This window comes from Actinoplanes sp. NPDC026670, assembly GCF_040638175.1.
Taxonomy (GTDB): Bacteria; Actinomycetota; Actinomycetes; order Mycobacteriales; family Micromonosporaceae; genus Actinoplanes.
The window spans coordinates 130,924-153,097 of record NZ_JBEZXU010000017.1 but is presented as its reverse complement, the minus strand read 5'-3'; the positions used below and the strand labels follow the sequence as shown (position 1 = coordinate 153,097).

18 protein-coding genes and 1 pseudogene are annotated in these 22,174 nt (G+C 71.0%); 13 read left to right on the top strand and 6 right to left on the bottom strand.

Annotated features, from left to right (window positions below; genetic code table 11):
* The first annotated feature begins 8 nt into the window (after nt 1-8).
* A complete protein-coding gene (locus AB0E94_RS18895) occupies nt 9-1,073 on the top strand; it encodes an NAD-dependent epimerase/dehydratase family protein (RefSeq protein ID WP_360327688.1) in 1,065 nt (354 codons plus the stop codon).
* Nucleotides 1,070-2,074, top strand: coding sequence for a lysophospholipid acyltransferase family protein (locus AB0E94_RS18890; protein ID WP_360327685.1), 1,005 nt, complete (start codon nt 1,070-1,072; stop codon nt 2,072-2,074). Before AB0E94_RS18895 ends, AB0E94_RS18890 begins: the two co-directional genes overlap by 4 nt.
* A 435-nt stretch (nt 2,075-2,509) precedes the next feature.
* On the opposite strand, the pseudogene AB0E94_RS18885 reads toward AB0E94_RS18890, so the two are convergent.
* Nucleotides 2,510-3,346: pseudogene (locus AB0E94_RS18885) on the bottom strand (DUF5667 domain-containing protein); the annotation flags it as partial.
* Nucleotides 3,347-3,521: 175 nt separating this feature from the next.
* Nucleotides 3,522-4,445 (bottom strand): ECF subfamily RNA polymerase sigma factor, BldN family, encoded by a 924-nt coding sequence (locus AB0E94_RS18880; RefSeq protein WP_360327682.1) that lies wholly within the window; start codon nt 4,443-4,445, stop codon nt 3,522-3,524.
* A gap of 394 nt (nt 4,446-4,839) precedes the next feature.
* Between AB0E94_RS18880 and AB0E94_RS18875 the strand changes: the two genes are divergently transcribed.
* The 8 genes from AB0E94_RS18875 (at nt 4,840) to hemB (ending at nt 12,978) form a co-directional block, all read left to right on the top strand.
* Nucleotides 4,840-6,276, top strand: a complete 1,437-nt coding sequence (locus tag AB0E94_RS18875) for an AMP-binding protein (protein WP_360327680.1) — start codon at nt 4,840-4,842, stop codon at nt 6,274-6,276.
* Nucleotides 6,273-6,518 carry a glutaredoxin family protein gene (locus AB0E94_RS18870; protein ID WP_317789987.1) on the top strand — a complete coding sequence of 82 codons (246 nt, stop codon included), beginning with the start codon at nt 6,273-6,275 and terminating at the stop codon, nt 6,516-6,518. Before AB0E94_RS18875 ends, AB0E94_RS18870 begins: the two co-directional genes overlap by 4 nt.
* 9 nt (nt 6,519-6,527) lie before the next feature.
* Nucleotides 6,528-7,169 carry an HAD hydrolase-like protein gene (locus tag AB0E94_RS18865; RefSeq protein ID WP_360327678.1) on the top strand — a complete coding sequence of 214 codons (642 nt, stop codon included), beginning with the start codon at nt 6,528-6,530 and terminating at the stop codon, nt 7,167-7,169.
* Between the two features lie 232 nt (nt 7,170-7,401).
* Nucleotides 7,402-8,148 carry a redox-sensing transcriptional repressor Rex gene (locus tag AB0E94_RS18860; RefSeq protein WP_360327675.1) on the top strand — a complete coding sequence of 249 codons (747 nt, stop codon included), beginning with the start codon at nt 7,402-7,404 and terminating at the stop codon, nt 8,146-8,148.
* Nucleotides 8,145-9,440, top strand: a complete 1,296-nt coding sequence (locus AB0E94_RS18855; RefSeq protein ID WP_360327672.1) for a glutamyl-tRNA reductase — start codon at nt 8,145-8,147, stop codon at nt 9,438-9,440. The genes AB0E94_RS18860 and AB0E94_RS18855 overlap by 4 nt, the downstream gene beginning before the upstream one ends.
* Complete coding sequence (gene hemC / locus AB0E94_RS18850; protein WP_360327669.1) at nt 9,437-10,360, top strand: hydroxymethylbilane synthase; 924 nt, start codon at nt 9,437-9,439, stop codon at nt 10,358-10,360. Before AB0E94_RS18855 ends, hemC begins: the two co-directional genes overlap by 4 nt.
* Nucleotides 10,357-11,943: a uroporphyrinogen-III synthase gene (locus AB0E94_RS18845; RefSeq protein WP_360327667.1), complete on the top strand. Its 1,587-nt coding sequence runs from the start codon at nt 10,357-10,359 to the stop codon at nt 11,941-11,943. Before hemC ends, AB0E94_RS18845 begins: the two co-directional genes overlap by 4 nt.
* A 48-nt stretch (nt 11,944-11,991) precedes the next feature.
* Nucleotides 11,992-12,978, top strand: a complete 987-nt coding sequence (gene hemB / locus AB0E94_RS18840; protein ID WP_360327665.1) for a porphobilinogen synthase — start codon at nt 11,992-11,994, stop codon at nt 12,976-12,978.
* 166 nt (nt 12,979-13,144) lie between these two features.
* Here hemB and AB0E94_RS18835 read toward each other — a convergent pair whose 3' ends face one another.
* Nucleotides 13,145-14,164, bottom strand: a complete 1,020-nt coding sequence (locus AB0E94_RS18835) for a GNAT family N-acetyltransferase (protein ID WP_360327662.1) — start codon at nt 14,162-14,164, stop codon at nt 13,145-13,147.
* A gap of 109 nt (nt 14,165-14,273) precedes the next feature.
* Nucleotides 14,274-16,031, bottom strand: coding sequence for a lytic murein transglycosylase (locus tag AB0E94_RS18830; protein WP_360327660.1), 1,758 nt, complete (start codon nt 16,029-16,031; stop codon nt 14,274-14,276).
* A 135-nt stretch (nt 16,032-16,166) separates the two neighbouring features.
* On the opposite strand from AB0E94_RS18830, the gene AB0E94_RS18825 reads away from it, so the two are divergent.
* Together AB0E94_RS18825 and AB0E94_RS18820 are read left to right on the top strand one after the other, a co-directional pair.
* Nucleotides 16,167-16,385: a zinc ribbon domain-containing protein gene (locus AB0E94_RS18825; protein WP_360327657.1), complete on the top strand. Its 219-nt coding sequence runs from the start codon at nt 16,167-16,169 to the stop codon at nt 16,383-16,385.
* 336 nt (nt 16,386-16,721) lie between these two features.
* Nucleotides 16,722-19,355 carry an adenylate/guanylate cyclase domain-containing protein gene (locus tag AB0E94_RS18820; protein WP_360327654.1) on the top strand — a complete coding sequence of 878 codons (2,634 nt, stop codon included), beginning with the start codon at nt 16,722-16,724 and terminating at the stop codon, nt 19,353-19,355.
* 262 nt (nt 19,356-19,617) lie between these two features.
* Here the strand turns inward: AB0E94_RS18820 and AB0E94_RS18815 are convergent, their stop codons facing one another.
* The gene (locus AB0E94_RS18815) at nt 19,618-20,046 is read right to left on the bottom strand and encodes a phospholipase (RefSeq protein ID WP_360327652.1); all 429 of its coding nucleotides are present in this window, start codon (nt 20,044-20,046) and stop codon (nt 19,618-19,620) included.
* Nucleotides 20,047-20,148: 102 nt separating this feature from the next.
* On the opposite strand from AB0E94_RS18815, the gene AB0E94_RS18810 reads away from it, so the two are divergent.
* Complete coding sequence (locus AB0E94_RS18810; protein ID WP_360327650.1) at nt 20,149-21,165, top strand: potassium channel family protein; 1,017 nt, start codon at nt 20,149-20,151, stop codon at nt 21,163-21,165.
* Here the strand turns inward: AB0E94_RS18810 and AB0E94_RS18805 are convergent.
* Nucleotides 21,162-22,166, bottom strand: a complete 1,005-nt coding sequence (locus tag AB0E94_RS18805) for a 2-oxoacid:ferredoxin oxidoreductase subunit beta (protein ID WP_360327782.1) — start codon at nt 22,164-22,166, stop codon at nt 21,162-21,164. The two genes, AB0E94_RS18810 and AB0E94_RS18805, sit on opposite strands and share 4 nt — an antisense overlap.
* Between the last annotated feature and the right edge of the window lie 8 nt (nt 22,167-22,174).

Sequence of the window (22,174 nt, the reverse complement as noted above, 5' to 3'; positions counted from 1 at the left end):
GTGCCCCCGTGGTGACCTCACCGCCCAGCGTTGTCGTGGTCACCGGAGTCAGCCGTTATCTCGGCGCTCAGGTGGCCGCCCGCCTCGCCGCTGATCCTCGTATCGACCGTGTCGTCGGTCTGGATCCGCACGACCCGCCTGCACGCCTTCTTGGCCTGCTGGAGGGTGTGGAGCGGATCCGGGCCGACGCACGTGCGGCCACCGAGGCCATCGCCGATCTCGGCGCCGAGGCAGTCGTGCACCTGGCGATCACCAGCGTGCCCGACAGCCGGCACGGCGGCCGGGCCGCGATGAAAGAACAGAACGTCATCGGCACCATGCAGGTGCTTGCTGCCGCCCAGGGCGCTCCCGGGCTGCGCAAACTCGTGGTGCGCTCGTCGACGGCCGCCTACGGCGCGTCGTTCCGCGACCCCGCGGTCTTCACCGAGGACACCGAGCCCCGAGCGGTGCCGCGTGGCGCGTTCGCCCGCGACATCCTCGACGTCGAGGGGTATGTTCGCGGGTTCCGCCGCCGCCGGCCCGAGGTCGCGGCGACCGTCCTGCGTTTCGCCCCGATGATCAGCTCGTCCGCCGAGACGTCGCTGACCCGCTACTTCGCCCAGCCGCTGGTGCCCACCGTGCTCGGCCGGGACGCCCGTCTCCAGTTCGTGCACGTCGAGGACGCGCTGGAGATCCTGCACCGGTCGGTGACCGAGGACCATCCGGGCACCTTCAACGTCGCCGGCTCCGGTGTCCTGATGCTGTCCCAGGCGGTCCGCCGGGCCGGCCGCATCTCCCTGCCGCTGCCCGAGCCGGCGCTGTCCACCGGCGCGGCCCTGCTCCGCAATCTCGGCGTCGAGCAGATCGGCATGGACCAGATCGACCTGTTCGTGCACGGCCGGGTGGTCGACACGACCCGCCTGGTCAAGGAGTTCGGCTTCACCCCGCGCACCACCGTCGAGGCGTTCGAGGAGTTCATCCAGGCGCACGCGGCCGGTTCCACGCTCACCGCCGACCGGCTGGCCGCAGCGGAGACCGCGATTCTGGACGGTATCCGGCGGGTCCGTGCGGCGGCCGGGCAGGAGACGCCGTGAGCCAGGACGAGTACCGCGAGATGCTGCCCGGTCACACCGAGTTCAAGCTGCCCGAGCCGCCGCCGGCCCAGCGGGTCAACGGCCGGCGCCCGATCCCGGAGAAGGGCGAACCGATGCCCGAACCGATGCCGGAGCCGGTGGCCGCCGTGAGTGCCGGGCTGGACGTCTGGGACCAGCGGGTCGCCGACGGCCTGGCGTTCCTGCGGCGGCGGCTCGCCGGGGCGTACGAGGTGGACGAGTTCGGGTTCGACCCGGAGCTGGCCGAGACGATCTTCCACCCGCTGCTGAAGATCCTCTACCGGGACTGGTTCCGGACCGAGGTGCTCGGTATCGAGAACGTGCCGGCCGAGGGCAGCGCCCTGGTGGTCGGCAACCATTCCGGCACGATCGCGCTCGACGCCCTGATGCTCACCGTGGGCCTCCGCGACAAGCACCCGCAGCAGCGGCACCTGCGTCTGCTCGGCGCCGACCTGGTGTTCCGGATGCCGCTGATGAGCGAGCTGGCACGGGCCGCCGGCGCGACCGTGGCCTGCAACCCGGACGCCGAGCGCCTGATGAACTCGGGCCAGCTGGTCGGCGTGTTCCCGGAGGGCTTCAAGGGCATCGGGAAGAAGTTCGCCGACCGCTACAAGCTCCAGCGGTTCGGGCGGGGCGGGTTCGTCTCGGCGGCGCTGCGGACCGGCACCCCGATCGTCCCGGTGGCGATCGTCGGCGCCGAGGAGATCTATCCGATCCTGGCCGACCTGAAACCGCTGGCCCGGCTGCTCGGGATCCCGTACTTCCCGATCACGCCGACCTTCCCCTGGCTGGGGCCGCTGGGCATGATCCCGCTGCCGAGCAAGTGGCTGATCCAGTTCTGCCCGCCGATCCCGACCGCGCATCTCACCGAGTTCGCGGACGATCCGCTGGTCGTCTACAACCTGGCCGACCAGGTGCGCGAGACGATCCAGGCGACCCTGCACGAGCTGCTGGAGAAGCGCCCGGACCCGTTCGGCCCGTGACCTGCAGGAGTGCCAATCTTCTGGAGCGGTCCACCCGAACCGTCCTATAGTGACAGTTGAGGGGCGGCCCCGGAGTGATGATCTCCGGCACCGCCCCTCGCCATGTCCTCAGTCTCAGAAGATGTCGCCGAGCAGTCCGCCCAGCACACCCTCCTCCTCCGGAAGCGGATCGATCTGTGCCGGGTCGACGGCCCCGTCGTCGTACATCGGTGTCACTCCGTCGATGACGGCCGGGCTCGCCGCCGGCGTGGCGGACTTGTTCGGCGTCACGGCCTTACCGGTCGCGGCCGGGTCGGCGGCATCCGATTTGGCGGTCTTCGGCGTGGTGGCCTGGCCGTTCTGCCGGGTCCCGGTCTTGGTGCCGTGACCGCTCTGCGGTGCCACCTGCGGGGGCTCGGCGGCGCTGTCGTCGTCGGGCGCGCAGTCGCGCAGTTTCGGCCCGAGCGCGTCGGCGCCGACCGGCGTGACCTTGTCGCAGCCGAGTCCGGAGCGCAGCGTCTCGGCCCGCTTGACGACGTCCTCCAGCAGGCCGAGCGACAGGGTCGCGCGGTCCCGGTTGGGCGTGGAGAGCCGTTCCAGCGCCGGGGTGAACGTGGTGCGCTGGTCGTCGACGAAGTCGTCCAGTGTGGCCAGCGGCTTGGTGTCCTGCTGGGACACCGCCGAGGTGGTCAGCAGCCGGACGCCCTTGCGGGTGTCGGCGTCCATGTCGTCCAGCACCAGCGCGAAGTCGGACGAGTCGCCGCTCATCGCCATCGCCTCGTTGAGCCGGGTGCGCGCGAAGTCGAGCGACAGCTGACCACGGGTCACATCCGACCCGGCGATCGCCAGCTGGGCGCGTTCGGTCTGGCGTTTGACGCTGTACAACATCTCGCCGGGTGACGCGCTCTCGCTCGCCGCGGAGATGCCGGAGACGGCCATCGCACCGGCGGCCACGCCGATCACGATCGCGCCGCGGGCCCGTATCCGACGGCCGAACAGGGGCCGGCGGGCCGCGGGCTCGGCGGCCGGCTCGGGATCGGCCTCCGCCTCGGGGGCGCTCCGCCCGATGCCGTCCCGCTCGGCCGTGGCGACCAGCATGGCGCGCAGGCCGACGCGGAACTCGGAGTCGACAGGCGCGCCGGGCCGGGCCGTGGAGAGCCGGTTGCTTATCGCGACCAGCCGATTCATCTCCTCGTCGGCCTGCCCACGACTGTGGTGCCGACGGGCGCCACCGTCGTCGAGAAGTTCCGCGAAGCGCTCGGCACTCCGGGAGTTCGGGAATGCGAACTTCACCGTGGGCACCTCCCCTCGCTCGTGACTGTCTCGCCGGCCTGGCGGCCGACGTCGGCGTCCGGACCGTGGAACACGGCCCTGGGTCGCATCCGGACAAACGCGCGACACGCGGCCACGGTTACGGGTGCCGGGCGGTGCCATCGGGTATCGGAGATCGAAATTCTCGGACGTTCGATCAAGATTGGAACCCGTCGGGCAGGAGCCGGTTCAGCGCGCGTACGGCCCGGTACTGAAGCGCCTTGATGGCGCCCTCGTTCTTGCCCATGGTCTGTGCGGTCTCGGCGACCGAGAAGCCCTGGAGGAACCGGAGCACGATGCATTCCTGCTGCTCCGGGTTGAGCTGCTTGACCGCGGTGAGCAGGGCGACGTTCGTGATGTGATCGACCACCGCGGATTCCGGGCTGCCCTCCGGCCCCCGGTCCTCGCGGTCCGCGTCGAGTACGTCGCCGGTGGTCACCTCAAGGCGGTAGCGGCCGGACTTGAAGTGGTCGGCGACCAGGTTCCGGGCGATGGTGACGAGCCAGGCGCCCAGGTCGCGGCCCTGCCAGGTGAAGCTTCCGATGCGCTTGAGAGCACGCAGGAAGGTGTCCGAGGTGAGATCCTCGGCGAGCTGGCGGTTGCCGACGCGGAAGTAGACGAACCGGAAGACGGTGTCCACGTACCTGTCGTAGATCAGGCCGAACGCCTCGGCCTCGCCGGCCTGGGCCCGTTCGACCAGCGCCCACACCTCGGCGGCCGGGTCGCCACGATCCGGCCGGGCCTTCGGCGGGGCGGACTCGGTGGGCGGTCCGGTGGTGCTCTGCGTCGGCAGGACCACGGTGTGCTCGCCGGGCGTGGTGGTCTCACCCTCGCCGAGATTGGACCGCTGGCCCGCGGTGGGCTGGGCCGGCGGTCGTGGCGCGCCGGGCCGGCTGGCGCCGAACTTCCCGTTTGCGGTGTTCGGCGAGGCGACCGCGGGTGGCCCGTTGGGCGTGCGGCGGCTGCCGGTCTGTTTGGGGCTGTCGCCCCGGATGGCGTTGACGATCATCCCCCCGGCCGTGTCGCGCAACGTGTGCAGGACGTCGCGGTGGTACGGACCCTCCGCGTACACATGAGTCACTGCGCCTCCTCAGCCCGGCGGGCCTCCGGCGACAGCGAATCCGTCCCGCCAGACGTGAATTCACCGTGATTCCGTGCTTTGTGTGGCACAGCGGCCTCCTCGGGATGAGGGTGGGTCACTCATAACAAAAGTGGTCAATCACAACAAAATGGGTGGGTAACCGGCGTATAGACCGGTCAACCTCACCCGTTGGTGTGTATTCCGTTACACAGTGCGGAAGTATTGCCGAGTTCGGACACGCGGAGTCGCACAGTGTGTGCGCTGCGCTCAAAGCCGCGAATCGCACTAACACGGCAAGTCACGTCAAGGTCACCTTGGCCGAACAAGCCGCGTTCCGGACGGACGGGCTGTCCGACGTCCCGGTGGCGGCCGCTTTGTGCCAGACTCGGGCCTCGTGGAGGAAACCGCCCGCGACGCGGTCGCCGAGGCCGCCGGCCGCCGCCCCGGCCACCCCGCGCTGATCGCCGGGGACACTGTGGTCACCTGGTCGGAATTGGACACCAGGGTGTCCGCCGCCGCCCGCTGGATCTCGTCCCGCACGGCGCCAGGCGATCGGGTCGCACTGCTGCTCGGCAACACCGTCGATTTCGCGGTCGCCTATTTCGGGGTGCTGCGGGCCGGGCGGGTCGCGGTGCCGCTCAACCCGGGCTACACCGCCGACGAGCGCGACCATGCGATCGCCGACTCGGGGGCCTCGCTGGTGGTGGACGGGCCGCCCGGCTCCGCTGCGGACGGCGCTGCTCCGGCCGTACCCGAACCAAATGATCTTGCGGTTTTGCTCTACACCTCGGGGACCAGCGGGCGCCCCAAGGGCGCCATGCTCACCCACGCCGCGCTCGCCGCGAACCATGACCAGCTCGACCGGATCGAGCCGCCCGTCGTCGGGCCGGACGACGTGGTGCTGCTCGCCGTGCCGTTCTTCCACGCCTACGGGCTGAACACCGGGCTCGGCAGCGTCGCACACCACGCGGCCACCGGCGTGCTGGCCGAGCGCTTCGAACCGCAGGCGACGCTCGACCTGATCACCCGGCACGGCGTCACCGTCACCATCGGCGTGCCCGGGATGTACCAGGCCTGGACCGCGGTCCCGTCAGCCGGCGAGGCGCTGAGCGGCGTGCGGACCGCGGTGTGCGGCGCGGCGCCGCTGGACACCGGCGTCGCCGCGCGATTCCGCAAACTGACCGGCCGGGCGATCCTGATCGGGTACGGGTTGACCGAGACCGCCCCGGTACTGACCACGACGGCTGTCAGCGACCGGGACAAGAGCGGCTCGATCGGCCGGCCACTGCCCGGTGTCGAGCTGCTGCTGCGTACCGCGTCCGGCGCCGAGTTGTGGCGGGACGGCACCGCCTCGATCGACGAGGAGCTGGACATCGCCGAGTCGGCCGGCACCGACCCGGGCGAGATCGTGGTGCGTGGCGCCAACCTGTTCTCCGGGTACTGGCCGGACGGCCGGGACGGGCCTGACCCGGACGGCTGGTGGCCGACCGGGGACATCGCCTACGCCGACGGCGACGGTGATCTGGTGCTGGTCGACCGGATCGGCGAGCTGATCCTGGTGAACGGCTTCAACGTCTACCCGGCCGAGATCGAGCGGGTGCTGATGGCGCACCCGCGGGTCACCGGCGTGGCGGTGGTCGGTGTGCCGGACACGGCGAGCGGGCAGCGGCCGTACGCGTACGTCACGGTCACCGGCGACCCGTCACCCACCACGACCGAGCTCCAGGTGCACTGCGCGGCCCGGCTGGCCCGGTTCAAGCTGCCCGGCGTCGAGCTGGTGGACGAGCTGCCGCGAACCGCGATCGGCAAGGTACGGAAGAGGGACCTGTGAGACTGACCCTGATCAGCCGGACCGGCTGCCACCTGTGCGAGGTCGCCGAGCAGACGCTGGACCGGATCGCGCCGGACGGCTGGACGCGGATCGACGTGGACTCCGACATCGAGCTGGAGCGCGACTACGGCGACCGGGTGCCGGTGCTGCTGCTGGACGGCAAGGAGCACGGCTACTGGCGGATCGAGGAGGACCGGCTCCTGCGGGATTTGGCTCGACAGCCGGGTGAGCCTCGCCTGTAGGTTCTCCGGGTGACAGCTAAGCACCTGGTCTGGGACTGGAACGGCACCCTTCTCGACGACCTGCACCTGGTCGTCTCCTCGACGAACGTCGCCTTCGCCTCGGCCGGTGGCCGTGACGTCGGCTCGGACGAGCACCGGCGGGCCTTCCGGCGGCCGGTCGCCGACTTCTACGCCGAGATGCTCGGCCGGGCTGTCGACGAGGAGGAGTTCGGCCGGCTGGATCGGATCTTCCACGAGGCGTACCGGGTCGGGCTGACCGATGTGAGCCTGGCCGCTGACGCGCAGGCGGCGATCAAGAGCTGGCCGGGCAGTCAGTCGTTGTTGTCCATGTGGTTCCACCACGAGCTGGTCCCGGCGGTCGAGGGCTACGGACTGGCCGGGATGTTCACCCGGATCGACGGGCTGCGGGCCGACCTGGGCGGTGGTTTCAAGGCCGCCCATCTCGCCGCCCACCTGGCCGGACTCGGCGTCGACGGCGCCGATGTGGTGATGATCGGCGACTCGCTCGACGACGCCGACGCGGCCGAGTCGGTCGGCGGGCACGCGGTGCTCTACACCGGCGGGTTCACCGATCCGTCACGGTTGCGTGAATCCGGGCGTCCGGTCGCCGACACGCTGGTAGAGGCGGTAAAGATGGCCATGTCACTCTGAGCTGAGTGGCCCTGGCGGGGTTCGAACGGTAATACTCGACAGGTCGGCCCGACTAACACAGCCGGGTCGATCTTGTCCAATTGTCCCGACAAGATCGCGATTTGTGCACGCCTTCACAAGCGCCTACTCTGTGACTCCGACGAGCCCCGCTACCACAGCCACCCCACGAGGGTTCCACCGGTATCGCACAGACGGGGCTCACCGCAGGTTCGCCTCGTCGGCACGGAGTCAGATGAGTCAGCAACGTCACGGAAGCACGCCCGGCGAAGCCGATGGCGTCCCGGCCTTCCCGGATCTGCCGGAGGCGACCATCGCGCGACTGCCTGAGTACCTTCGTGCCCTTCACCACCTCGCCGAGACCGGCGCGGAGACGGTGTCGAGCGAGGGTCTCGCGGCAGCCGCCGGGGTCAACTCGGCGAAACTCCGCAAGGACCTGTCGCACCTCGGGTCCTACGGCACCCGCGGCGTCGGCTACGACGTGGCCCTGCTCGTCGACCAGATCGAGTACATCCTGGGCCTCGACAAGAACCGTGCGGTCTGCCTGGTCGGCGTCGGCAACCTCGGGCACGCCCTGGCCGGCTACGCCGGTTTCGCGAGCCGCGGCTTCCGGGTGGTGGCGCTCTTCGACGCCGACCCGAAGAAGGTCGGCGAGCAGATCAACGGCCTCATCGTGCAGCACACCGACGACCTGGAGCGGATCGCCGCCGAGGAGTCGATCGCGATCGGAGTCATCGCCACCCCGCCCGGCACCGCCCAGGCGGTCGCCGACGCGCTGGTCGCCGCGGGAGTGACAAGCATCCTCAATTTCGCCCCGGGGGTTCTGTCGGTGCCGTCCAACGTTGACGTCCGTAAAGTGGATCTCGCCATCGAGCTGCAGATCCTTTCCTTCCACGAGCACCGCAAGGCGTCTCTGACCGCGTTGCCGGGCGGCCGGTCCGCGCCGCCGGCGAGCGGCGATCAGGAGGCGGTCGGGTCGTGAACCTGCTCAGCATCGGCGCCTCGTACCGGACGGCTGACGTCGCCGTCCTCGAACGCCTGGTCATCCCCGAGTCGTCCGTCCCGGACCTGCTCCAGCGCCTGGTCGCCCAGCCCTACGTGGGGGAGGCCGTCGTCGTCTCCACCTGCAACCGGGTCGAGGTCTACGCGGCGGTCAGCGGCTTCCACGGCGGCCTCGGCGACATCTGCAACGTGCTGTCCGAGCACTCCGGCATCCCCGCCACCGAGCTGGCCGGCCACCTGTACGTGCACTACGGCGAGGCCGCGGTCCGGCACTCGTTCCGGGTGTCGTCCGGTCTCGACTCGATGGTCGTCGGCGAGGCCCAGATCCTCGGGCAGTTGCGTGACGCGTACCACGCGGCCACCGAGGTCGACTCGGCCGGCCGGCTGCTGCACGAGCTGATGCAGCAGACGCTGCGGGTCGGCAAGCGGGCACACGCCGAGACCGGGATCGACAAGGCCGGGCAGAGCGTCGTCACGGCCGCCCTCGACGTGGCCGCCGAGCACCTCGGCGGTGACCTGACCGGCCGGTCCGCCCTGATCATCGGGGCCGGGGCGATGGGCTCGCTGTCGGTCGCCACCCTCACCCGCAGCGGTGTCGGCCCCCTTCGGATCACCAACCGCAGCCACGACCGGGCCGACCGTCTCGCCGAGGCCTACGGCGCCATCGCGATCCCGTTCGACCAGCTGGACGAGGTGCTGCGCGAGGTCGACATCGTGGTGTGCGCGACCGCCTCCACCGAGCCGGTGCTCACCCGGGAGCGCCTGGAACGGGTCGGCAAGGACCTGATCGTCCTCGACCTGGCCGTCCCGCGTGACGTGGCGCCGGACGCCGCCGGTCTGCCCGGCCTGACCGTCGTCGACATCGACAGCCTGGCCAACAGCCGCCGCACCAGCCCGGCCGCGGCCGAGACCGCCGCCGTCGAGCAGATCGTCGTCGCCGAGGTGGACAACTTCCTCGGCTGGCTGCGCGGCGCCGAGATCGCGCCCACGGTGGCGGCGCTGCGGACCCGCGCCGAGGAGGTCGTGTCGGCGGAGATGCGCAAGCTGATGTCCCGGCGGCCGGAATTCACCGAGGAGCAGCGGGGGGATGTTTCCCGTACCCTGCACCGGGTCGTCCAGCAGTTGCTGCACTCGCCCACCGTGCGGGTCCGTCAGCTCGCTGCCGAGCCCGGCGGCGACCAGTACGCCGCGCTGCTCCGGGAGCTGTTCGACCTGGACGTCCCGCTCGCCACCCAGGCCGACGCGGTACCTGAGATCGGGGGGAAAGCATGACGCTGCGTCTCGGCACGCGGGGGAGCGCACTGGCGCTCACCCAGTCGCAGATGGTCGCCGACGCGCTGACCGCCGCCACCGGCCGCCCGGTCGAGCTGGTCCGGATCGTCACCCCCGGTGACCGCTCGGCCGCCCCGGTCGCCCAGCTCGGCGTGGGTGTGTTCGTCTCCGCGCTGCGTGACGCGCTGCTGGCCGGTGAGATCGACTTCGCCGTCCATTCGTTCAAGGATCTGCCCACCGCCGAGCCCGCGAGCCTGCACATCGCGGCCGTGCCGGTGCGTGAGGACCCACGTGACGCCCTGATCGCCCGCGACGGACTGACCCTCGCCGAGCTCCCACCGGGCTCGACCATCGGCACCGGTGCGGTGCGCCGAATCGCGCAACTGCGTGCTTTGGGCCTAGAGTTGCAGGTCACGCCGATCCGAGGGAATGTCGACTCGCGAATCGCCCGGGTACTCGGACCCGAGGCAGATCTCGACGCCGTCGTTCTCGCCCGGGCCGGAGTGGCCCGTCTCGGCCGATTCGCGGAGATCACCGAGACGCTCGACCCGATGCTCATGCTGCCCGCCCCGGCTCAGGGTGCGCTGGCCGTGGAGTGCCGGGCCGGCGACACCGACCTGATCGAGTTGCTGTCCGTTCTCGATCACGCACCGACCCGCGCCGCCGTGGTGGCGGAGCGGTCGATGCTAGCGACGCTAGAGGCCGGGTGCTCCGCCCCGGTCGCGGCACACGCCGAGATCGCCGAAGGCGACGACGGCGACGAGATTTACCTGCGCGGTGCGGTGATCAGCCCGGATGGCGTCCGAGCCGTCCGACTGTCGCGCACCGGAACGCCCGCCGGCGCGGCGGAGATCGGCAAGGCGCTTGCCATCGATCTCCTCGACGCCGGAGCCGATACCCTGATGGGGAGCACAGAATGACCACCCGCACCGCCCGTAAGCCAGCCGGACGCATCGCGTTCATCGGCGCCGGACCCGGCGACCCGGAGCTGCTGACCCGCCGCGCGTATGCGGCGCTGACCGATGCCGACCAGGTGGTCTACGACCGCGGCGTGCCCGACTCCCTGCTCAGCGCGATCCGCTCCGACGCCAAGGAGGACGCGCAGTTCAGCCCGGCCGAGGGCGCCCCCGGCGATGTCGCCAAGGTGCTGCTCTCCGCGGCCAAGTCCGGCCTGTCCGCCGTGCACCTGGTCGCCGGTGACCCGTTCGGCCACGACTCGGTGGTCAAGGAGGTGCAGGCGGTCGCGCGTACCGCGGTGCACTTCGAGGTCATCCCCGGCATCGGCCAGGCCGAGGGCGTCGCCGCCTACGCGGGTGTGCCGCTGCCCGGCGTGCGCGTCTCCGCCGACGTCGACGACGTCACCAACCTCGACTTCGACGCGCTCGCCACGGCCGCCCAGAAGGGCTCCTTCGCCGTGGCCGTGGACGCCGGTGACCTCGCCGCCGTCCGCGACGGGCTGCTGGCGGCAGGCGTCGAGCCGGGTGTCCCGGTCGGCGTCACCGGCGACGGCACCGGCGAGACGCAGTACACCACCACCTCGACCGTGGACAGTTTCGTCGCGGCGGCGCTCGGCTTCACCGGCCGGGTCGTCCTGACCGTCGGCTCCGACGTGGCCGAGCGTGACAGCCTCAGCTGGTGGGAGAACCGCCCGCTGTACGGCTGGAAGGTCCTCGTCCCGCGGACCAAGGAGCAGGCCGGCGCGATGTCCGCCCGGCTCCGTGCCTACGGCGCGATCCCGTGCGAGGTGCCGACCATCGCGGTCGAGCCTCCGCGTACCCCGGCGCAGATGGAGCGGGCCGTCAAGGGCCTGGTCGACGGCCGGTACGCGTGGGTCATCTTCACCTCGGTCAACGCGGTCCGCGCGGTCTGGGAGAAGTTCGGCGAGCACGGCCTCGACGCCCGTCACTTCGGTGGTGTGAAGATCGCGTGCATCGGTGAGGCCACCGCCGACGCGGTCCGGGCGTTCGGCATCCAGCCCGAGCTGATCCCGGCCGGTGAGCAGTCCTCCGACGGTCTGCTGGCCGAGTTCTCGCCGCACGACGAGATCCTCGACCCGGTCGGCCGGGTGCTGCTGCCGCGGGCCGACATCGCGACCGAGACTCTCGCGGCCGGGCTGATCGAGCGCGGCTGGGAGGTGGACGACGTCACGGCGTACCGGACGGTCCGCGCTGCTCCGCCGCCCGCCGAGATCCGCGACGCCATCAAGTCCGGCGGTTTCGACGCGGTGCTCTTCACCTCGTCCTCGACGGTCCGCAACCTGGTCGGCATCGCCGGCAAGCCGCACGCCCGCACGGTCGTCGCGGTGATCGGCCCGAAGACCGCCGAGACCGCCGTCGAGTTCGGCCTCCGGGTCGACACCCAGCCGCAGAACGCCTCGGTGCCCGACCTGGTCGAGGCGCTCGCCGAGTACGCTTTGGAGCTCCGCGAGAAGCTGGCCGCGATGCCGGCCAAGCAGCGCCGCGGCTCCAAGGTGCAGGGCCCGACGGCCCTCCGCTTCCGCTGACCGTTTGTGGTGGGCCGGCCCGGTCCGGCCCACCAAAAGGGAGCCACGATGTCCTTCCCTGACATCCGCCCGCGCCGTCTGCGGCGTACCCCGGCGATCCGCCGGCTGGTCGAGGAGACTCGTCTCTCCCCGTCCGAGCTGGTCCTCCCGATGTTCCTCAAAGAGGGACTGACCGAGCCGAAACCGATCAGCTCGCTGCCGGGTGTCGTCCAGCACACCCGCGAGTCGCTGCGTAAGGCCGCGGCCGAGGCGGTCGCGGCGGGCGTCGGCGGCCTGATGCTGTTCGGCGTGCCGGACAACGCCAACAAGGACGAGACCGGTTCGGCAGGCCTCGACCCGGACGGCATCCTCAACGTCGGCCTCCGCGACCTGCGGGCCGAGTTGGGCGACTCCACGGTCATCATGAGCGACCTGTGCCTCGACGAGTTCACCTCGCACGGCCACTGTGGTGTGCTCGCCGGTGACGGCTCGGTCGACAACGACGCCACCTTGAAGATCTACGCCGACATGGCGGTGGCGCAGGCCGACGCGGGCGCCCACATGGTCGGCCCGTCCGGCATGATGGACGGCCAGATCAGCGTCATCCGCCGGGCCCTCGACGCGGCCGGCCACCAGGACATCGCGATCCTCGCCTACTCCGCGAAGTATGCGGGCGCCTTCTACGGCCCGTTCCGCGAAGCCGTCGAGTCGACGTTGCAGGGTGACCGCCGCCAGTACCAGCAGGACCCGCCGAACCTCCGCGAGGCGCTGCGCGAGGTCGACCTCGACATCGCCGAGGGCGCCGACATCGTCATGGTCAAACCGGCACTGCCCTACCTGGACATCATCGCCGCGATCCGCGACCGGGTGACCGTGCCGGTCGCCGCCTACCAGGTCTCCGGCGAGTACGCGATGGTCGAGGCGGCCGCCGCGAACGGCTGGATCGACCGCGAGCGCGTCATCCTCGAATCGCTCACGTCGATCAAGCGCGCCGGCGCCCAGATCACCCTCACCTACTGGGCCGTCGAGGCGGCAGACCTCATTCAAAACCGTTAGCGGATACGGCGTGGGCCGCCCCACGCCGAACCACACCTCCCGTGGCGGCCACGCGAGGCAGGCCCCGCTCCCGGCCGAAACGCGACCGCCGGGCTGATCGGGTGGTTGCCCGGCCGGCTTCCACCGTTGTCTCAGCCGCGCTGAGACGACGGTGCGAGCCGGCCGGTCATTCGGTCGGCTCCAAGGACTGGACCAACTGGGTCACGTCGGCGATGTACTCGAACCAGTCACGGTCGGACTGGTAGCCCAGCTCCGCGTTGACCTTCAGCATCGACTCGTTGTGCTGCGCGTTCCACGTCTGCACCTGACCCAGTGTCGGCTCGGCGGCCCGCAACTCGAACAGCATCCGCGCCTTGATCGCCCGGTCGATGCCGTACCCGCGGTGCTCCCGGACCACGATCGTGTCGTACTGATCGGCCCGCTCCGGATGCTGCGCCGGCACGACCACCTCGGTCAGCCCGGCCACGTTTCCGGTCGACTCGTGGATGGCCAGCACGATGTAAGGTTTCAGGCCGCGTTTGTGCAGCGTCTCCAGCGAGTCACGCAGCCGCTGCGGATCCGACGAGCGCGGTGCCAGGTCCAGATCGTCGTCGTCACGCTGCGCCTCCGCCTTGGCCTGCGCGTAGGCGGCGAGCAGATGATCGGGCGGCCCGCCCGGGTGGTACTCGATGCGATAGCCGGCACTTATCCCACTGGCCATCCCGCCGAGCGCCAGCCAGTCCACCGTGTTCAGGTTGAGGACACTGCGGGTCTCCACATACTCCCGCTCGAATCCGAGGGACTCGTAGAACGGGATCGCCGACGTGCCACCGATCGCCTCGACGCCGATCGACGAGAAACCCTCCAGATAGGCCCGGCGGGCCGCCACTGCCAGCAACTGCCGGCCGAGCCCACGACGCCGCAACTCGGGCCGGACGAGCACCTCGAGCACGCCGATATCGCCGAGCAGCAGGATGTTCACGTGCCCGAAGATCTTTCCCTCGCCCTCCGGGAGGCGATCGTCCTCAGCGATCCAGGTGATCCGGCGCTCCCCGGGCATGGTTTCGGCCAGATACTCCCTGACCTGCACGTCCCGCCAGGGTGGATCATCCGGGAGATCGACCGCCAGGACCGCGTTCACCGCCTCCACGAGCGAGTTGATCTCGGCCGCGGACGCGGAGCGGGGATCCCATTCACGCACCCTCACTCGTACATCGTGCCGTTTGTGAGACCTTCAGGGAAGTGCTGACCACGCAAAAGTACGCGGCGCTCACACAGCGTCGCTATGATCACCGATGCCTCGACGGCCGGTGCGGTCAGAGCTTGCTGCGCTTGCCGTAGTCGTCTGCGGTCGCGAACACCTTCTGCGCGTACGGCCGAACCGCGTTGTACGACAGGATCGCGTCCCACCAGGCGTCGGGCTTGGACAGGTCGCGGCTGCCCTTGCACAGGTATGTCGCCGCGGTCAGCGCCGCGTCGTCGATGTCGTTCGGATTGGCCACGCCATCCCGGTCGGCGTCGACCGCCGTCTCCTTCCAGGTCGACGGGATGAACTGCATCGGCCCGATCGCCCGGTCGAACGCGGTGTCGCCGTCAAGCGCGCCCCGGTCGGTGTCGGCGATCAGTTGCCGGCCGCCCTGGCCGTCGAGCGGCAACCCGAGGATCGTCGGCTGCGCCACTCCGTCCGCACCCAGCACCGCGCCGTTGAAGCTGCCGTGCGACGACTCGACCTTGCCGATCGCGGCGAGCGTGGTCCAGTCCAGACGGCAGCCCGGGTTGGTCTGCGCGAGCACCAGTTCGGCGTAGCCGTAGGCCTGCACCGCCACCACCGGGATACCGACCCGGGTGCCGGTCTGCTCGGCCCAGGCGGCCAGCGCGTCCGCGGGCCGGGCCGCGTTCACCGCCGGCTGAGTGGGCAGCACACCCGGCAGGCCGGTGGTGGCACCCGGAACCGGATTGCTCGGCAACGTGCCGGTGCCCGGCAGCCCCGGCTGGTTTCCGGCCGACTCCCACACCGCCGGTGGCGCCGAGCCCTGCGGATCCGCGCCGAACGTCGGAGTGGCGCTCGGTGCGGGGGCCGCCTCGAGCGCCTGCGGCACCATATAGGCGCCGAGCCACACGGCCAGCACGACGGACGCCGTCACCAGTACGCCGGGCACCACGACCCGGCCGGCCGGCCCTCTGGTCCATCGGTAGGTCCCGCGGGCGGCCCGCCCGGTGGCGTGCAGTGGCCGGAACCGCCGCCGCGCCTTCCCGGCAGCCGGTTTCGCGTCGCCCGCCGGTTTGGTGTCGTCGCCCGGTTTGGTGTCGCCCGCCGATTTGGCTGCTTCGCCCGGTTTCGCGTCGCCCGTCGGCTTGGCTGCTTCGCCTGGCTTCGTGTCGCCCGTCGGCTTGGCTTCCGCGCCGGGCTTCGCGACTCCGGTGGCCTTGGCCTCGGAACCCGGATCCGCGTCGCCCGGCTTCGCCTCGGCAGGCTTGGCATCGCCCGGCTTCGTCCCGGCCGGGTCAGCGTCGCCCGGCTTCGGGCCGGCCTGTTTCGCGGCCTCAGCGGTCCTGGCGCTCTCGGCTCGGGCGGCTTCGGCCTCCTCCTCGCCGAAAGGCTCGCTGTAGTCCGTTGTGTCCGCGGCCGACATTCCGGTGTCGCTCGGTCCGGCCGGCGGGTCGGAGAGCGCGGGCGTGGCTCCGGCCGACGTCTCGGCGTCAGACTTCGCGGCGACCTGCGGTGTCGGGGCGTCAGATTTCGCGGCAGCCTGCGGCGACGGGGCGTCAGCGGCGGCGGGAGCGGCGTCAGCGGGAGCGGCGTCGAAGGCGGGAGCGGTGTCAGTGGCAGCGGCGTCGACGGCGGGCGCGGCGGGCGCGGCGGCGGGAGCGGTGTCAGCGGCAGCGGCGTCGACGGCGGAGGCGTCAGCGGGAGCGGCGTCGGCGTCGACTGCGGGGGCGGCCTCGGCGGGCGCGGTGTCGGCCGGTGGGTTGTCGGCCGGGGCCGCGCCGGAACTAGCCAGCGGCCCACGCTGATGAGGCGCCGCGGATCGCAGCTCCGGCCGCTCTGCTGGGTTGTTCGACGCCTCCACCACGGGTCGACCCTACCCGCCGGAAACCACTCTCGGGAGGTACGCCGGCCGCCTGTGGACAACGCCTCGGCAACGGTCCGGCAACTCCTCGCCGAACTCGCTGTGCACGCCCTACCGGATGGGCCCTACGCTGGTCGGATGCCGCGTTATGAGTTCCGGTGCCGCGCATGTGGCGCCACGTTCGAAGTCAGCCGTCCGATGCGTGCGGCCGGCGACCCGGCGGACTGCCCGCAGGGGCACGCCGACACCGTCAAACTGCTGTCCACAGTCGCCGTCACCGGTCGTGGCGGCGCGGCCACACCCGGTCCGTCCGGCGGTGGCGGGGGCGGCTGTTGCGGCGGGGGCTGCGGCTGCTGATCGGCTTCGCGCCGCGCGGTTCCCCCCCGGTCCGGCCGCGCGGCTGTCGACTTCGGCCGGTGACCTTCTCCTTGCTCCCGGTGGCGATTCATTGCCCCATACGGGTACACCCTTCCGCCTCCGCGGTTTTGGCCGTGCACAGCGTTTCCGCGTTCGATCTCTTTCGTTACGAGACGCGTAGTCCCGTATGCCTCCGGTCGATGCCGCGATCAGGATGTCCTCCGTAAGGGGTCGGCTTTGGCGGGCAAACGATTACCGTCCGTTTCTACGATGGGCGGTAACGCAGAGATACGGCAGCATGTTTCGCGACTTCCCAAAGGGGGCGGAGGTTCCACCGTGTCGGGACGGATCGAGCTACCCAGTGGCCTGGTGACCTTTATGTTCACCGACATCGAGGGCTCGACGCGACTTGCCCGGATGCTCGGTGACGCGTACCGGAGTGTTCTCGGAGCGCATCGAGCAGTGCTACGCGGAGTATTCGACGACTTTTCTGGTGTCGAGCTCCTCACCGAGGGTGACTCCTTTTTCGTGGCTTTCTCGAACGCTGACGCGGCGGTCGCGGCATGTGTCGAGGCGCAGCGCCGACTGTCCGCTCACGACTGGCCGCGCGCCGACGCGGTGCCCTTGGTCCGGATGGGGCTGCACACCGGCCGGGCGGTTCCGATCGGTCAGGAGTACGCGAGCGCCGAAGTCCACCGGGCCGCGCGGGTGTCCGCCGCTGCCCACGGTGGCCAGGTGCTCTGCTCGGAGGCGACGGCTCTCGCGGTGACCGCCACGTACGCCGCCACCACCGGCGGTTCGACCGGGGCCGCGGCCGCCGCCACGCTGGCCACCGTGGACCTGCTCGACCTGGGCGCGTACCGGCTGCGCGGCTTCGACGACGACGAGCGGCTGTTCCAGGTGATGGCGCCCGGCCTGGAACGGGACTTCCCCCGGCCGCGGACCGCGGAGGCGCCCCGGCACAACCTCCCGGCCGAGCACAGCCCGTTCGTCGGCCGCCGTACCGAGCTGACCGAGCTGGCCGGGCTGATCAGCCACCACCGCCTCGTCACGGTCGTCGGTCCCGGTGGATCCGGCAAGACCCGCCTCACTCATGCCGTGGCCGAGCAGTTGCTTCCCGCGTACCCGGGCGGTGTTTGGACGATTGATGCCGCAGGCGCGGCGAAAGGCCTGCCCACCGCCCTGGCCGCGGCCCTCGGCCTGCGTCCCGAGCCGGGCCGTCCGGTGATCGACACGCTGGTCGAGGAGTGCGCCGAGCGTCGCATGCTGGTGGTGCTCCAGACGTGTGACGCCGCGCCGGTGCTGACCACCACGATGGTGCACCGGCTGCTCAGCCGCTGCCGCCGCCTGGATGTGGTGGCGACCGGCCGGGCGCCGCTCGCGCTCGCCGGGGAGACCGTGTGGCGGATCCCGCCGCTCGTGCCGGCCGACGCGTTCGCCCTGCTCCGGGACCGGGCGGCGGCCGCGCAGGGCGGCCGGCCGGACGATGGCGACCCGCAGCTGGCCCGGCTCGCCGCCCGCCTGGAGGGCTCGCCACTGGCGATCCAGCTGGCCGCGGCCCGGCTGCGGCTGCTTCCGGCGGAACAGCTGGCCCGGCGGCTCGACGACCCGCTCGGCGCGCTCGACAACGACGCCGCCGGCGACGGCCGGCACGCCAGCCTGGCCAACAACCTGGCCTGGTCCTACCGCACGCTCGGCAGCCGCGCGGCCGAACTGCTGCGCCGGCTGGCCGTCTTCGCCGGCCCGGTCGACCTGGAAACCGTCGAGTGGTACGACCCGGAAGCCCTCAGCGCCCTCTCCGAACTCGCCGACAAGTCGCTGGTCGAGGTGCTGCCCGGCCCCCGCTACCGGCTGTCCGAGCAGGTCCGCGCGTACGCGCTGCGCCGGCTCTCCACCACCGGCGACGAACCGGCCGCCCGGGACCGGCACCTCACCTGGTCGCTGCACACCCTGGACCGGGTCACCACCGACCCCGACGACCAGGTCCGCACGCTGTCGCTCACCGAGTTCGGGCCGTACGTGGACGAGTGGCAGGCCGCGTTGCGCTGGGCCGCCGAATCCGGTGACGTGGCGGCCGGGCTGCGGCTGGCCGCGGTCCTCGACCCGTGGTGGCGTGAGCACGACGACACCCGTGACGGGCGGGAACTGCTCGACACTCTCTACCGCCGCCTGCCCGCCGACATCCCGCCGCCGGATCTGGCCGCGGCCTATCTGATGCATGCCGGTCTCAGCACCGAACGCGCCGAGCAGGAGCACTACCTGGACCTCGCCGAGAGCACGGTGACGGCGCCGGGCGGCGCTGACGAGCCGGCGTTCGCGGTCCAGCTCGAGGTCGCCCGTCTGGCCGTGGCCGGGGACGATCCGGGTGCCGCCGAGCAGGACTGTCGTGCGGTGATCGCCCGGGCCGATCGGGCCGGCGTCCCGAACACCGCGTTCCCGGCCGTACTGACCCTGGCCGAGTTGCTCTGGCGCCGGGACGCGCTGACCGAGGCGGCCGAACTGCTCGGCGCCGCCCGCCAGCTGGAGACCGCCCGCCCCGAGGACCGGGGCCGCCGGGCCGTCGACTGGCTGCTCGGCATGGTCGCGTTGCGTCGCGGTGACCTGGTGGCCGCCCACGATCACCTGGTGGTGGCGTTGCGGTCCCGGCTGCGGCACGGTTTCCGCGGCGCGGCCGCCGACGCGGTGGCGGCGATCGCGGTCCGCTGCGTGCTGGGCGGCGATCCGGCTACCGCGGCCGTGCTGTTCGGTGGCGCGGAGGCGGCCCGGGGCGCCCGCCGGACCGAGTCGTTCGGCGCGTTCTGGTCGGCCCAGCAGGCGTCACTGCGGGCCGCGCTCGGTGATGCCGCCTTCGACGTGGCCTACGCCGACGGCGCGGGCATCGGCTTCGACCGGATAGTCGCCATGGCCCTGGCCGTGGAACACCCCGACCTGGAGAACGGCGCCGCCCGTTTCGCCCAGATAGTCCGGTGACCAGACCCGCCAGCCGTCGCTGACGCGGGTTATCGGGCGGTGATTTCCGCGGTGAGCGACGGCTGGCGGTGACCGGACCCGTGAGCCGTCGCTGACGTGGCTTTTCGGGCGGTGATTACCGCGGTGAGCGACGGCCGGCGGTTTTGAGCCACCGGATCAGCCCGGCGGTCGCGCTGGCGGCCGGGACCGGCTTCGGTCGTCGCGGGGCACAGGCGGTACGGCCGGGTCTGCGGTTGTGGGCGGCGGAGCGCGTACCGAATGATCATGGTCTTGGCAGGAACCGGACCGACTCGTAGTAGGTGAACGCGATGCCGTTGCAGAATGGCTGCGCGAGCATGTGCCGCCGGTCGCAGACGCGGCGCAGATCGGCCCGGAAGACCTCGTCCAGGCGGTCCTTGTGGCGGGCGAGATCGGCCCGGTAGTTGCGGTAGCCGAAATCGTGGTGCCGGCAGGCGTCGCCGAAGTCGAATCCGGCCGGGACGTCCGGCGCCCGCGAGCACACGTCGCTGGACCAGTCGAAACGGTAGGCGTCCCAGCGGGCCTGATCCCGGCGGGCGGCGAGCCACGCGGCGGTGCTCTCCGCGGTCGGCTGGGTCCAGCCGGCCAGGATCTCGTCGCGACTCGCCGAAGAGGCGGCGGTCGCGGGCAAGGCCGGGAGCAGCGCGGCGACGAGGGCCGCGGTTACCGCCATGTGGGGCATGTGGGACCTCCGACGCGCGGCCGGTGACTGATGTGATGTCCTGGGATACGTCCTTCAGCTTGACCGTTAAGGTGATCGCGTGCGGGCGGTTCCATGATTCATCTACCTCTGGTCCGGCAGGGACCGCTGAAAGCTCTCGGGCTCCGGTTGCTGATGGCGACTTCCCTGGTGCTGCTCGCGGTCACGGTGATCTACATCGACCGGGACGGTTATCGGGACGTCAACGAGGACGGCCTGACCCTGCTCGACTGCTTCTACTACGCGGTCGTCTCGCTCTCCACCACCGGCTACGGCGACATCACGCCGTCGACCCAGGCGGCCCGTCTGGTGAACGTCCTGTTCATCACCCCGGCCCGGGTCCTCTTCCTGATCATCCTGGTCGGCACCACACTTGAGGTGTTGACCGACCAGTACCGCAAGGGCCTTCGGGTCAGCCGGTGGAGGCGTAAGTTGAAGGACCACGTGATCATCTGCGGTTACGGCACGAAGGGCCGGGCCGCGGTCGCCGCGCTGCTGGAGACCGGATACGACAAGTCCCGGATCGTCATCGTGGAGAATCGGGAAGCGGGCGTACGCCAGGCCGCGGCCAGCGGATTCGTGGTGATCGAGGGTGACGCCACCAGGTCGTCGGTGCTGAACGAGGCGGATGTGAAGAACGCCAAGTCGGTCATCATCGCCACCGACCGGGACGAGGCGTCGGTCCTGATCACGTTGACCGTGCGCCAGTTGACGGCCGGCCAGGTGCGGATCATCGCAGCGGTCCGCGAGCAGGAGAACGCGGCCCTGCTGAAGCAGAGCGGCGCCCACCACGTGATCGTGTCGTCGTCGACGGCCGGCCGCCTGCTGGGCCTGACCACGACCGCGCCGCCGCTGATCGACGTGGTGGAGGACCTGCTGACCCCGGGCCAGGGCATGGCGCTGGCGATGCGGTCGGCCGAGCGGGCCGAGGTGGGCCGCAATCCCCGGGAGTTGATGACCCTGGTGGTGGCGCTGATCCGCCGGGGCAAGGTGCTGCCGCTCGGTGGCGAGCAGGCCGTCACGATCGAGACCGGCGACCTGCTCGTCTACATCCGCGACGACGAGACCGTGCCCAGCGGGGTCAGCGTTTAGAGGATGGTCCAGGTGTCACCGCTGCCGAGGAGATCACCGAGCATCTCCTCGGGGGTTCCGGTGGCCTGCGCCTGCGCGTCGAGCACCTGCTTGCGGACGATCTCGTCGTAGGACGGCCGCCGCACGCTGCGGAAGATCCCGATCGGGGTGGTGTTCAGGTCCGAGCCGGAGAGCCGGCTGAGCGCGAACGCGTACGCCGGGTCGTCCACGGTCGCGTCGTGGACGATCGGCGTGCCGCCCTCCTGCACCTTCAGGCCGAAGCTGCCCTCCGGGTGCACCACGTTGAGGTTGCCGACGGTGATCGGTTCGCCCTGTTCGAGCCGGATCAGGTGGGCGTCCCGGGTGTCGGCGTCCTTGATCAGGTCGAAGGCGCCGTCGTTGAAGATGTTGCAGTTCTGGTAGATCTCGACGAACGCCGAGCCCTGGTGCTCGGCGGCGGCCCGCAGCACCGACTGGAGGTGCTTGGCGTCCGAGTCGATGGTCCGCGCCACGAAGGTGGCCTCGGCGCCCAGCGCCAGCGAGAGCGGGTTGAACGGGGTGTCCGCCGAGCCGGTCGGCGTCGACTTGGTGATCTTGCCGATCTCCGAGGTGGGCGAGTACTGGCCCTTGGTGAGGCCGTAGATCCGGTTGTTGAACAGCAGGATCTTCAGGTTCACGTTGCGCCGCAGGGCGTGGATCAGGTGGTTGCCGCCGATCGACAGGGCGTCGCCGTCACCGGTCACCACCCAGACGTTCAGGTCGGGGCGGGAGGTGGACAGCCCGGTCGCGATGGCCGGGGCCCGGCCGTGGATCGAGTGCATCCCGTACGTGTTCATGTAGTACGGGAACCGGGACGAGCAGCCGATGCCGGAGACGAAGACGATCTTCTCGCGCGGGATGCCCAGCTCGGGCATGAACCGCTGCATGGCGGCGAGGATCGAGTAGTCACCGCAGCCGGGGCACCAGCGGACCTCCTGATCGGACTTGAAGTCCTTCGCCCCGAGCTTGCGAGGGGCGTCCAGAAGAACTG